Raw genomic sequence first — 12,509 nt, forward strand, 5'->3', positions numbered from 1 at the left:
TCCGCTCCCACCTTGCGCAGGTGCTCGCCGAAGTCGTCGTCGAGCTCGGTCGGGAAGGGACCCTCGCCGACGCGGGTCGTGTAGGCCTTGACGATGCCGATGACCTGGTCGAGACGCATCGGCGGGATGCCGGAGCCGGTGCAGGCACCCGCGGAGGTCGCCGACGACGAGGTGACGAAGGGGTAGGTGCCGTGGTCGACGTCGAGCAGCGTGGCCTGGCCCGCCTCGAGGAGGACGGTCTCGCCGCGGTCGAGCGCCTGGTTGAGCAGCAGCCCGGTGTCGCTGACCATCGGACGCAGGCGGTCGGCGTAGGACAGCAGCTCCTCGACGATCGTGTCGACGTCGGGCGCGCGGCGGTTGTAGATCTTGGCCAGGACCTGCCCCTTGAGCTCGAGGGCGCCCTCGACCTTCTGGCGCAGGATGTTGGCGTCGAAGAGGTCCTGGATCCGGATGCCGATGCGGTTCATCTTGTCGGCGTACGTCGGTCCGATGCCGCGCCCCGTCGTGCCCAGTCGGCGCGAGCCGAGGAAGCGCTCGGTCACCTTGTCCAGGCTGCGGTTGTAGTCGGCGATGACGTGGGCGTTGGCGCTGACCTGGAGGCGGCTGACGTCCACGCCGCGGGCGATCAGGGCGTCGAGCTCCTGGAAGAGCACCTCGATGTCGACCACGACACCGTTGCCGATGACCGGCGTGCAGTTGGGGCTGAGGATGCCGCTCGGCAGCAGGTGCAGGGCGTACTTCTCGTCGCCGATGACCACGGTGTGACCGGCGTTGTTGCCGCCGTTGAACTTCACGACGTAGTCGACACGGCTACCGAGCAGGTCGGTGGCCTTGCCCTTGCCTTCGTCGCCCCACTGGGCTCCGATGATGGCGATCGCGGGCATCTGCACTCCTTTGACAACAACAAAACCCCGGCAACAGCGGCCGGGGCTCTTGCGGCCACACGTTAGCAAAGCGGAGGCCCGGTCCCTCAATCCGTCCGCCCGGAGCCTCCACCGGGAGCCGGGCCGTCGGCTAGGGTCCGAGCACCATGGATCCCCTCCTCGTCATCACCAACAGCGACGCCGGCACCTCCGACGAGGAGCCGCTGGAGCTGGCCCTCGCGGTGCTCCGCGAGCACACCTCGGTGGAGGTCCAGGCCACCTCCAACCCCGGCGAGCTCGACGGGGTCCTGCACCGCGCCGCCTCCCGCCGCATCGTCGTGGCCGGTGGCGACGGGAGCATGCACGCCGTCATCTCCGCGCTCTACCGCCGCAACGAGCTGCGCCAGGCGACCGTGGGCCTGCTGCCGCTGGGCACGGGCAACGACCTGGCCCGCGGGCTCGGCATCCCCCTCGACATCGAGGAGGCCGCGCGGGTCCTGGTCACGGGCACCCCGCACCCCATGGACCTGATCGTCGACGAGGTCGGCGAGATCGTGGTCAACAGCGTCCACGTCGGGGCCGGCGCCAACGCCAGCCGCCGCGGCCAGCGCTGGAAGGGCCGCCTGCACTCGGTGGGCTTCGGCAAGGTCAACCTCGGCAAGCTCGGCTACCCGATCGGCGCCGCCCTCACCGCCTTCAACCCGCCGGTGGTCCGGCTGCACGTCGAGGTCGACGGCGAGACCGTCACCGACCTCGACACCCCCGTGCTGATGGTCGCCCTCGGCAACGGCTCCTCCGTCGGCGGCGGCACCGAGCTCACCCCCGACGCCGACCCCGGTGACGGTCGGATCGACGTGATGATCTCCTATGCCACAGGCCCGCTGGCGCGCCTCGTCTACGCCGCGCGCCTCGGCCTGGGCAACCACCAGGAGGCCGACGACGTCACGGCCCTGCGCGCCCGTCAGGTCTCCGTGAGCGGCGAGGCCTTCTGGGTCAGCGCCGACGGCGAGATCTACGGCCCCGAGCGCAACCGGACCTGGCACATCGAGCCGGCGGCGTACTCGATGGTGCTGCCGTGAGCCGGCGCCCCACTTCCTAGTAGCGTTGCCGCCTGTGGCACGAGGCAGAGGACAGAGTGACGGCGACCCGACCGACTGGGTGACGCGGGCGGCGGACGACGCCATCCGCCACGCGGGCGAGGGCGCGAAGCGGATCACCTGCGCCTCCGGCATCAGCCCGTCGGGACCGATCCACCTGGGCAACCTGCGCGAGTTCCTCACCGTGCACTTCGTGGTCGAGGAGATCCGTCGGCGTGGCATCGAGGTGCGCCACCTGCACAGCTGGGACGACTACGACCGCTTCCGCAAGGTGCCGGCCGGCGTCGACCCGTCGTGGGCCGAGCACATCGGGCGCCCGCTGTCGGCCGTGCCCGACCCGTCGGGCGAGTACTCCTCCTGGGCCGAGCGCTACAAGGCGCCGCTGCGCTCCGCGCTGGCCGAGATGGGCTGCGAGATGGAGGAGGTGTCGCAGACCGAGATGTACGGCGCCGGCACCTACCGCTCGCAGATCCTCACCGCGATCTCGCGGCGCGACGACATCGAGACCGTCATGTCGCGCTACCGCACCAAGGCCGGTGCGTCGCCCGCGGACGAGGACGAGTCCGCCGCGGCCGACCGCGGCTCGCTCGCCCGCTTCCCCTACCGCCCCTACTGCCGCCAGTGCGGCCGCGACACCGTGACGATCACGGCCTACGACGACGACACGACCGACCTGACCTACACCTGCGACTCGTGCGCGTTCACCGGCGTCACCAACGTCGCCACGCAGGACGAGGGCAAGCTGGTGTGGAAGGTCGACTGGCCGATGCGCTGGGCCTTCGAGGGCGTCGACTTCGAGCCCGGAGGCGACGACCACGCGACGCCCGGGTCGTCGTACACCGTGGGCAAGGAGCTCGTCTCGACCGTCTACGGCGGCCGCGCACCGTCGTTCGTCGCCTACTCCTTCGTCGGCGTCGCCGGCATGGCCAAGATGTCGTCGTCCAAGGGCGGCGTGCCGACCGCGGCCGACGCGTTGCGGATCCTCGAGGCGCCGATGCTGCGCTGGCTCTACGTGCGCCGCGCGCCCAAGCAGGTCTTCAACATCGACTTCGGGCCCGAGGTCGTGCGGCTCTACGACGAGTGGGACGCGCTCGCCAAGAAGGCCGCGGACCCCGCCAAGCGCGACGTCGCGGTGCTGGCCTTCGAGCGCGCCTCGGCCACGACGACCGCGGGAGCGCTGCCGACCTCAGCGGTCTCCGTGCCGTTCCGGCTGCTGTCGTCGGTCGCCGACGTCACCGCCGGCTCCGCCGACCTGGTGTCCTCGATCGTGTCGCGCGTGGGCCACGAGCACGGCTCCGTCGCCGACCTCGAGCCGCGCCTGTCCAAGGCGATGACCTGGACCTCGGAGTTCGTGCCCGCCGAGGACCGCACGACGGTCCGCGACTCGCCTGATGCCGCGCGCCTGCTGACGCTGAGCGAGGACGAGCAGCTCTGGCTCGCCCAGCTCCTCGACCGGCTGCCCGACGAGTTCGCGCTGGACGAGCTGACCACGCTGATCTACGGCGTGCCCAAGCTCGCCCGCGGCCTGGGCCTCGACGACCCGCCGACCGACCAGGTCAAGGCCGACCAGAAGGGCTTCTTCAAGCTCCTCTACAACCTGCTCGTCGACGCCGACCGCGGTCCGCGCCTGCCCACGCTCTTCGTCGCCCTCGGGCCCGAGCGCGTGCGCGTGCTGCTCGGGGCTACGGCGGGCTGAGCGTCGAGAAGTTGTAACGCCTCGACCTCACCCCAGGAGCGCGTCGAACGCCGCCGGGCTGGAGTCACGGAGGAACTCCGAGCAGCGCTCCCACTCGGGCGTCTCGCCGATCGCGCGGGCCGACAGGGCGAGCAGCGCGAGGCAGGTGAGGAAGCCGCGGTTGGGGGCGTGCTCCCACGGGACCGGCCCGTGGCCCTTCCAGCCGTTGCGGCGCAGGTTGTCGAGCGAGCGGTGGTAGCCGACGCGCGCGTAGGCGTAGACGGTCACGTCGTCGGCCCCGCCGTCGCGGGCCTCGGTCGCCAGGGCGGCCCAGGCGGAGGGCGACGCCGGGTGCCGGCGTACGACGTCGGCGGGCGAGGAGCCCTCGAGCTCAGCCGTCGCCGGGTCGACCGGGAGGTGGGTGGGAGGGGGGCCGGCCATCAGGTCCATGTGACTCATGCTCCGAGTGTCCCAGGTGGGGTGTTCACTGGGACGGTGACCCAGACCCAACCCACTCCCGGGGCAGCCCCGAGCACCGGACAGGGAGCCACCGAGGAGCAGGACCCCTGGCCCGCGCTCCTCGCGCTCTGCCTCGGGTTCTTCATGATCCTGGTCGACTCGACCATCGTCAGCGTCGCGACGCCGGCGATCATCGAGGACTTCCAGACCGAGGTCAACAGCGTGGTGTGGGTGACCAGCGCCTACCTCCTGGCCTACGCCGTCCCGGTGCTGATCACCGGTCGGCTGGGCGACCGCTTCGGCCCCAAGCGGCTCTACCTCACCGGCCTGACGGTCTTCACCCTCGCGAGCCTGTGGTGCGGCCTGACCGGCAGCATCGAGGGCCTGATCGTGGCCCGCGTGGTGCAGGGGCTCGGGGCCGCGATGATCACCCCGCAGACGATGGCGATCATCACCCGCATCTTCCCGGCCGTGCGACGCGGCAAGGCGATGGCGCTCTGGGGGGCGACCGCCGGGGTCGCGACCCTGGTCGGCCCGATCCTGGGCGGCGTGCTCGTCGACAGCCTGGGCTGGGAGTGGATCTTCTTCATCAACGTGCCGGTCGGGCTGGTCGCCTTCGCGCTGGCCTGGCGGCTGGTGCCGACGCTGCCGACCAACACCCACCGCTTCGACTGGCTCGGGGTCGCGCTGAGCGGCGCCGGCATGTTCCTGCTGGTGTTCGGCATCCAGGAGGGCGACCACTACGACTGGGGCACCATCACCGGCCCGGTGACTGTCTGGCGGATGATCATCCTGGGCCTGGTGGTCTTCGCCGGCTTCATCGTGTGGCAACGCGTCAACACCCGCGAGCCGCTGGTGCCGCTCGGGCTCTTCCGTGACCGCAACTTCTCCCTGGCCAACGTCGCGATCACCACGATGGGCTTCGCGATCACCAGCCTGGCGATCCCGCTGATGCTCTATGCCCAGCTGGTGCGGGGGATCAGCCCGACCCGGGCCGCGCTGCTGCTGGTCCCGATGGCGCTGATGACGATCGGCCTGGCCCGCTTCGTCGGAGGGCTCACCGACACCGTCCACCCCCGCAACCTCACGGGCGTCGGCTTCACGTCGATCATCGCCTCGCTGCTGTGGCTCTCCGCGGTCATGACCCCCGACTCGGCCACGTGGGAGATCCTGCTGCCGATGGCGCTCCTCGGCATCGGCAACGCCCTGGTGTGGGCACCCAACTCTGCGACGGCGACCCGCAACCTGCCGATCCACCAGGCAGGAGCAGGCGCGGGGGTCTACAACGCGACCCGTCAGGTCGGTGCGGTGCTCGGCGCCGCCGGCATCGCGGTGCTCATCGACGCACGCCTCGCCGCCCAGGGCCTGTCGGGCGGGTTCAGCCCGGAGGCGGGCGGCTCGCAGCTGCCGGTCCAGGCGCAGGCGCCGTTCGCCGAGGCCATGGCGCAGACGATGCTGCTGCCGGCGGCCGTGCTGGTGCTGGGGCTGCTCGCATCGTTGCTGTTCGAGCGGCCCCAGCACTCAGGCTTCGAGCGCGGTCCGACGCGCTAGGAGATCGACTTGCCGGCCGAGCGGAGGTTCTCGCAGGCCTCGCCGACGCGGGCCGCCATGCCGGCCTCGGCGGCCTTGCCCCACGCACGGGGGTCGTAGACCTTCTTGTTGCCGACCTCGCCGTCGATCTTCAGCACGCCGTCGTAGTTCTTCAGCATGTGGTCCGCGACCGGGCGGGTGAAGGCGTACTGCGTGTCGGTGTCGACGTTCATCTTCACGACGCCGAAGTCCACGGCCGCACCGATCTCCTCGGCGCTCGAGCCGGAGCCGCCGTGGAAGACGAGGTCGAAGGGCTTGGAGCCGGCGGCCAGGCCGAGCTTCTCGACGACCGCCTCCTGGGCGTGCTTGAGGATCTCGGGGCGCAGCTTGACGTTGCCGGGCTTGTAGACGCCGTGCACGTTGCCGAAGGTCAGCGCGGCCATGTAGCGGCCGCTCTCGCCGTTGCCGAGGGCCTCGATGGTCGCCAGCGCGTCCTCGGGGGTCGTGTAGAGCTGCTCGTTGATCTCGTTGGCGACCCCGTCCTCCTCGCCGCCGACGACGCCGATCTCGACCTCGAGGATGATGTGGGCGGCAGCGCACTTCTCGAGCAGCTCGCGCGCGATCTGCAGGTTCTCCTCCAGCGGCACGGCGGAGCCGTCCCACATGTGCGACTGGAAGAGCGGCAGCTCGCCGCGCTTGACCCGCTCGGCCGAGATGTCGACCAGCGGCCGGACGAAGCCGTCGAGCTTGTCCTTGGGGCAGTGGTCGGTGTGGAGCGCGATCTGCACGGGGTAGCTCTTGGCGACCTCGGCGGCGTAGGCGGCGAAGGCGACCGAGCCGGTGACCATGCTCTTCACCGACGGACCCGAGAAGTATTCGGCCCCTCCGGTGGAGACCTGGATGATGCCGTCGGACCCCGCGTCGGCGAAGCCCTTCAGCGCAGCGTTGAGGGTCTGCGACGACGAGACGTTGATGGCCGGGAAGGCGAACGCGCCGGCCTTGGCTGCATCGAGCATCTGGGCGTAGGACTCGGGGGTGGCGATGGGCATCTCGGGTGTGCTCCTCGGGCTGACAATGGGCGTCGTACGCCACCCTAGTGGCTCCCGGCGCCTGCCCTGAGGCGAGGATCACGCGTGACCTGGGACGGCCTGGTGCGTTACTCCCCCCACAGCCTCGGTCCGCCCACAGGGAGCACGACGATGAACCGCACCAGGTCCCGCACCGCCCTCGCCGCCGCAGCAGCGACGCTCGCCCTGGGGGCGACGACGCTCGCCCAGCCCACCCAGGCCACGCCGCCCACCGCCGCGGTCCTCGACCTCTTCGCGCCCCAGCTCGTCACGGTCGACACCCCCACCCGTGGTGACAAGGCGCGCCTGCAGAAGCTCGGCCTCGACCTCACCGAGCACGCCGGTCACGACTACGTCGAGGTCGTGCTGCACACGCCGGCCGACGTCGCCGCGCTCACCGCGGCCGGCTTCACCTACGACGTGCGCATCGCCGACCTGGTGAAGCGCGGGGTCGAGATCGCCGAGATCAACGAGGCCTACGCCGCTCGTGTGGGGCGGTCGAAGCTGCCGTCGGGCAACACCGACTACCGCACCCTCGACGACTACAACGCCGACATGACGGCGCTGGCCAAGCAGCACCCGGGCGTGGTCAAGAAGTTCGCCCTCAAGCGCCCCAGCCTCGACGGTCGCACCGTCTACGGCGTCGAGATCGGACGCGACGTCCGCAAGCCGCTCAGCGGCCAGCCGACGTTCGTCCTGATGGGCGTCCACCACGCCCGCGAGTGGCCCTCGGGCGAGCTGGCGATGGAGTTCGCCGTCGACCTGGCGAAGGGCTACGGCAAGAACCCGCGCATCACCTCGCTGCTCGACCGGGGACGCGTCGTCGTGGTGCCGGTCGTCAACGTCGACGGCTTCGACCTCTCCCGCACCGACGGCGAGTTCGTCGACCTGCGCGCGCTCAACGAGAGCGACCCCCTGGGTGGCACCACCTCCGTGCTCGCCACCCCCGGCCAGACCTACAAGCGCAAGAACTGCCGCGTCGTCGACGGCCAGGACACCCCCGACGGCACCTGCATGCTGACGCTCAACAGCAACGGTGGCTTCGGGCTCGGCGTCGACCTCAACCGCAACTACGGCGGCTTCTGGGGCGGCCCGGGCGCCGCGGAGACCCTGCCCGACGCCCAGGAGGTCGAGACCGGCCTGGCCGACCCGACCTACCGCGGCGCCGGTCCCTTCTCGGAGCCCGAGACCAAGAACATCCAGGACCTGGTCTCCAGCCGCCAGGTCACGATGCTCATCTCCAACCACACCTTCTCCAACCTGGTGCTGCGCCCCAACGGCGTCAACCCGAGCACCATCGGCTTCGACGGCCTGCCGGTCGGCGACGCCCCGGACGAGAAGGCGCTCAAGCAGCTCGGCGCCAAGATGACGGCGGCCAACGGCTACGCCAACATCCACGGCTGGCAGCTCTACGACACGACCGGCACGACCGAGGACTGGTCCTACAACGCGACCGGCGGCTTCGGCTACACCTTCGAGATCGGCGCCAACGAGTTCCACCCGCCGTTCCCCGAGGTCGTCGACGAGTACGTCGGCGCCGGAAAGTACGCCGGCAAGGGCAACCGCGAGGCCTACCTGGTCGCCCTCGAGCACGCCGTCGACACCCGGTTCAGCGGTGTCATCAAGGGCAAGGCGCCGAAGGGCGCGGTCATCCGCCTCTCCAAGACCTTCCAGACCCCGACCTGGGAGTCGTCCTTCCGCGACCGCATCGACACCCCCGTCCGGGTCGGCAGGGCCGGGGCCTTCTCGATGATCGTCAACCCCTCGACGCGTCCCGTCGTCCAGCCGCGCACCTTCCAGAAGACGTCCGGCGAGCCCACGAAGGTGACGGTGATCGAGGAGAGCACCCCCGCGCCCAACGGCTCCACCGACACGACCTTCACCGTCCCGCAGGGCGTCGACCTGTGGCGCACCGAGCTCGACTGGCCCACGCCGGACGACCTCGACCTGACGGTCTTCCGCAAGACCGGCGGCACGCTGGTGGAGGTCGGCACGTCGGGCGGACTCCCGGGCGAGAAGGAGATGGTCGAGCTGCCCAACCCGGCCGCCGGCACCTACGTCCTGCGCGTCATCAACTACGCGTCGGCCGCCCCGTCCTACACGCTGACCGAGTCGTTCTTCGACGCCCAGGTCGTCACGACCAAGGGCAAGCGCGAGAGCTACCGCCTGACCTGCGAGGTGAACGGCAAGGTCCTGCAGAGCATGCGGGTCTTCATCGGTCGCGGCCAGGTCAAGCAGGTCGACCTCGGGGAGTGCCGCCGCCGCGCCTGACCCGACGTAGCCTCGGGGCATGCGCCGACGGAGCACCCTCAGGACCACCACGCGTGAGTCACGGCTGCCCATGCCTGCCCCGCAGGCATGGGCAGTCGTCGCGTCGGGCCGCGCCGGCCCGCAGTGGTACGTCGACGCCGCACCGTTCGTCGTACGCGGCGGGCTCGACCGGCTCGTCGGCGGCGCCGGCCGGGCGTGGCCGCCTCCCGGCGACGACCTGCTCGCGACCGGGGACCGGGCCGGCTTCTGGCGGGTCGAGGAGGCCGACGTCGAGCAGCGGCACCTCCTGCTGGTCGCCGACGTGCGTGCCCCCGGCACCGTCGCCCTGGTCACGGACGTGCTGCCCGACGTCGAGGGGTGCCTGGTCCGCCAGACCGTGCGCCTCGACCCGACCGGGCTGCTGGGGGCCGCCTACCTGCTCGCCGACCTCCCGGCTCGCGAGGCGGTCCTGGAGCTCACCCACCGACGGCTGCTGCGCGACCTCGCCCGTGACAACCGATCGGGGACCTGGCCCGTAGACCAGGTATGAACCTCACCGACGAGCTCGAGCGCAGCTTCGGCGACGGCCCCGTGCCGCGGCCGGTCGACGACCACCTGGCTGCCGGGCGCAGCGCGCTGCGCCGCCGCCGTGGCGTGACCGGCGTGGTCGGTGCTGCGGCGGGAGCCGTCGCGCTGACCGTGGTCCTCTCCGTGACCGGCGGCACGTCGCCGGACACGTCCCCCGACATCGCGGCCGACCCGACGCCCACGCCGACGGCCGACACCAGTGCCCCGGCGGAGCCCGCCAGCGCCCCGTGGACCGACGAGATGACCGTGGTGCGCTACCGCGACGGGGAGCTGGAGGTCCGCCCCGGCGCGGTGGTGCACGAGCGCATCGACAATCCCTACGCCTACGAGGCGCCGCAGGCCTCCGCGGCCCTGGACGTCACCTTCGAGGGCCGGCGGTCGTGGGTCATCGCCACGCTCCGGCGGCCGGCCGGCCCGAGCAGCAAGGTCGAGTTCGGCTACTCGGAGTCGACGCCCAGCAACGGCTGGGCGAGCTTCGCGGACTACGTCGCCGACCAGACCGACCAGACCACCGGCGGCAACAACGGCTGGCCCGACACCCTGGTGCTGACCGGCTCGGGTGACGTCGTGGCGAGCCCGGGCAGCGAGATCCTCCAGCGCACCGACGACCCGCAGCTCGGCCCCACCTTCGCCGCACCAGGCGAGCCGACCGGCGCCGCGCTCGTCACCGCGGCCGAGGACGGCCAGGGCTACTTCGTCGTCTGGCGGATCGTCGAGGGCCAGCTCGACGTCATCTACACCCCGCCGATCGACGTGGTGGGGGCGACCTTCGAGGAGCTCCTCTCCTACGCCCGCATGCAGTACGCCGGCGGAGAGGGCCTGCGATGAGCACCTCGTCTCGGGACGCGGAGTTCACCGACTTCGTCGCCGCCCGCCAGGTCCACCTGCGGCGGATCGCCTACGCCGTGTGCGGCGACTGGAACCGCGCCGACGACCTGCTCCAGACCGCGCTCACCAAGCTCTACGTCGCGTGGCCGCGGCTGCACCGCGACGGGCGCGAGGAGGCCTACACGCGCCAGATCATCGTGCGCGCCGACATCGACGATCGCCGCCGGCCGTGGCGCAACCGGGAGCAGGTCGGCCTCGAGGGCCACGACCGCGCCGCCCGCACCGGGCTGCCGCCCGAGGAGCGCTCGGCGCTCTTCGACGCGCTCCAGGCGCTCCCGGAGATGCAGCGCAAGGTGGTGGTGCTGCGGCACTGGCTGGGGCTGTCGGTGGCCGAGACGGCCGCCGAGCTCCGGATCGCCGAGGGCACGGTCAAGAGCCACTCCAGCCGCGGCGTCGAGCGGCTCCAGCAGGTGCTGGCCCAGCACTGAGTCGGGCACCGACCGCGTCAGCCGCGCCAGGTGTCGTCGGCGGACAGGTCGGCGTGGGTGCGCACCCAGGCGTGCATCGCGATCGCGGCCGCGGCCGAGGCGTTGATCGACCGGGTCGAGCCGAACTGGGCGATGGAGAAGGTGCCGTCGCAGGCCTCGCGGGCTCCCTCGGAGAGACCGGGTCCCTCCTGGCCGAAGAGGAAGCAGACCCGCCGCGGCACCGTCATCGTCTCGAGGTGCTCGCTGCCGGGCAGGTTGTCGATGCCCAGCAGCCGTACGTCGTGCTCCCGCAGGTAGGCGGACAGGTCGGCGGCGGTCTCGTGGTGACGCACGTGCTGGTAGCGGTCGGTCACCATGGCCCCGCGCTTGTTCCACCGGCGGTTGCCGACGATGTGGACCTCCGCGGCGAGGAAGGCGTTGGCGGAGCGGACGATGGTGCCGATGTTGAAGTCGTGCTGCCAGTTCTCGATCGCCACGTGGAAGTCGTGGCGGCGCAGGTCGAGGTCCGCGACGATCGCCGCCATGCTCCAGTAGCGGTAGCGGTCGACCACGTTGCGCCGGTCACCCTCGGCCAGCAGCTGCTCGTCGTACTGCTCTCCCTCGGGCCACGGCCCCACCCACGGCCCCACGCCGACCTCGGCCGGTCCGTGCGGCATCGGGTCGTAGGGTGCGCGCCGGTCGTCAGGGATGAACTCAGGCACGGCGGCGACCCTACGGCAGGTACCGTTCTCGCGTGAGCCTCCTGGCCGTGCTGCCCGACCTCCATCCCCTGCTGCTCGGCATCAAGTGGATGGAGCCCGAGTGGTTGCTCGAGAGCTTCGGGGGCAGCCTGATCTGGATCAGCCTGGCGATCATCTTCGTCGAGTGCGGGCTCTTCTTCCCGTTCCTGCCCGGTGACACGTTGCTCTTCGCGCTGGGGCTCTTCATCGCCGGCCAGCAGATCGAGGTCCTCGGCATCGGCACGCCGATCATCGAGCTCCTGATCGCGCTGGTGCTCATGTCGCTCGCGGCGTTCGTCGGCAACGTCGTGGGTTACGAGATCGGGCGCAGGATCGGCCCACCGCTCTACCACCGCGACGGCCGCATCCTGAAGAAGAAGTACTTCGACAGCACCTCGGCGTTCTTCGACAAGCACGGCAACAAGGCCCTGGTCATCGGACGCTTCGTGCCGTTCGTGCGCACCTACATCACCGTCGTGGCCGGCGTGACCCAGATGGAGCGTCGTCGCTTCTTCCAGTGGAGCGCCGTCGGTGCCGTCCTGTGGGTCTTCAGCATCACGATGCTGGGCTACTTCCTGGGGCGCACCTTCCCCGCGATCGGCGACAACATCGACTACGCCATGATCGCGATCCTCGTCTTCACCGTCGCACCGCTGGCCTACGAAGGCATCAAGCACCGCCGCGAGCTCAACCACGCCGACGCCGACGAGAGCGGCGCCGAGAAGGCCTAGCGCGCGGCCTGGCCCCGGGCGGCGTCCAGGTCGGCCTTGGTGAGCACGGCGCGGACCTCGAGGCCGACGTCGGCCAGCGGGTTCTCCCCCGCCGGGCTGCGGTCGATCGCGCACACGACGACCTCGACGACCGCCCCGGCCTCGCGCAGCGCCCTGGTCGCGTCGCGCACCGCACCGCCGGTGGTGATCACGTCCTCGATGATCGTGACGCGGC

At 71.1% G+C, this 12,509-nt stretch carries 12 protein-coding genes and 1 pseudogene; 8 read left to right on the top strand and 5 right to left on the bottom strand.

The annotated features are described in order from the left end of the window. Positions 1-884, bottom strand: an 884-nt coding sequence (locus tag AAG827_RS20695) for an adenylosuccinate synthase (RefSeq protein ID WP_341928100.1), incomplete at its 3' end; no start/stop codon positions are given. 146 nt (positions 885-1,030) lie between these two features. Here AAG827_RS20695 and AAG827_RS20700 point away from each other — a divergent pair. Next, positions 1,031-1,942, top strand: a complete 912-nt coding sequence (locus AAG827_RS20700) for a diacylglycerol kinase family protein (protein WP_341928101.1) — start codon at positions 1,031-1,033, stop codon at positions 1,940-1,942. Positions 1,943-1,976: 34 nt separating this feature from the next. Further along, on the top strand, positions 1,977-3,656 hold the full coding sequence (gene lysS, locus AAG827_RS20705) for a lysine--tRNA ligase (protein WP_341928102.1): 1,680 nt from the start codon (positions 1,977-1,979) through the stop codon (positions 3,654-3,656). 27 nt (positions 3,657-3,683) lie between these two features. On the opposite strand, the gene AAG827_RS20710 is transcribed toward lysS, so the two are convergent. After that, complete coding sequence (locus AAG827_RS20710) at positions 3,684-4,094, bottom strand: DUF3151 domain-containing protein (RefSeq protein ID WP_341928103.1); 411 nt, start codon at positions 4,092-4,094, stop codon at positions 3,684-3,686. Positions 4,095-4,130: 36 nt separating this feature from the next. Here AAG827_RS20710 and AAG827_RS20715 point away from each other — a divergent pair, with 36 nt between their 5' ends. Then, positions 4,131-5,645 carry a DHA2 family efflux MFS transporter permease subunit gene (locus tag AAG827_RS20715; protein WP_341928104.1) on the top strand — a complete coding sequence of 505 codons (1,515 nt, stop codon included), beginning with the start codon at positions 4,131-4,133 and terminating at the stop codon, positions 5,643-5,645. On the opposite strand, the gene fbaA is transcribed toward AAG827_RS20715, so the two are convergent. Then, positions 5,642-6,673, bottom strand: a complete 1,032-nt coding sequence (gene fbaA, locus AAG827_RS20720) for a class II fructose-bisphosphate aldolase (protein WP_341928105.1) — start codon at positions 6,671-6,673, stop codon at positions 5,642-5,644. The genes AAG827_RS20715 and fbaA overlap by 4 nt on opposite strands. A 150-nt stretch (positions 6,674-6,823) precedes the next feature. On the opposite strand from fbaA, the gene AAG827_RS20725 reads away from it, so the two are divergent. The 4 genes from AAG827_RS20725 to AAG827_RS20740 are packed head-to-tail and all read left to right on the top strand — an operon-like array spanning position 6,824 to position 10,845. Further along, the gene (locus AAG827_RS20725; protein WP_341928106.1) at positions 6,824-8,962 is read left to right on the top strand and encodes a M14 family zinc carboxypeptidase; all 2,139 of its coding nucleotides are present in this window, start codon (positions 6,824-6,826) and stop codon (positions 8,960-8,962) included. Between the two features lie 19 nt (positions 8,963-8,981). Then, positions 8,982-9,491: a DUF2867 domain-containing protein gene (locus AAG827_RS20730; RefSeq protein ID WP_341928107.1), complete on the top strand. Its 510-nt coding sequence runs from the start codon at positions 8,982-8,984 to the stop codon at positions 9,489-9,491. Then, entirely contained in the window at positions 9,488-10,357 is an 870-nt protein-coding gene (locus AAG827_RS20735) for a hypothetical protein (protein ID WP_341928108.1), read from the top strand. The genes AAG827_RS20730 and AAG827_RS20735 overlap by 4 nt, the downstream gene beginning before the upstream one ends. Then, complete coding sequence (locus AAG827_RS20740) at positions 10,354-10,845, top strand: SigE family RNA polymerase sigma factor (protein ID WP_341928109.1); 492 nt, start codon at positions 10,354-10,356, stop codon at positions 10,843-10,845. The genes AAG827_RS20735 and AAG827_RS20740 overlap by 4 nt, the downstream gene beginning before the upstream one ends. Before the next feature lie 17 nt (positions 10,846-10,862). On the opposite strand, the gene AAG827_RS20745 is transcribed toward AAG827_RS20740, so the two are convergent. Beyond that, entirely contained in the window at positions 10,863-11,501 is a 639-nt protein-coding gene (locus tag AAG827_RS20745; RefSeq protein WP_341928111.1) for a TrmH family RNA methyltransferase, read from the bottom strand. Positions 11,502-11,578: 77 nt separating this feature from the next. Here AAG827_RS20745 and AAG827_RS20750 point away from each other — a divergent pair, with 77 nt between their 5' ends. Then, a complete protein-coding gene (locus tag AAG827_RS20750) occupies positions 11,579-12,295 on the top strand; it encodes a VTT domain-containing protein (RefSeq protein ID WP_341928110.1) in 717 nt (238 codons plus the stop codon). Here the strand turns inward: AAG827_RS20750 and AAG827_RS20755 are convergent. Beyond that, positions 12,292-12,509: pseudogene (locus tag AAG827_RS20755) on the bottom strand (orotate phosphoribosyltransferase); the annotation flags it as partial. The gene AAG827_RS20750 and the pseudogene AAG827_RS20755 overlap by 4 nt on opposite strands.

It is taken from the genome of Nocardioides psychrotolerans (assembly GCF_943371775.1).
GTDB lineage: Bacteria > Actinomycetota > Actinomycetes > Propionibacteriales > Nocardioidaceae > Nocardioides > Nocardioides psychrotolerans_A.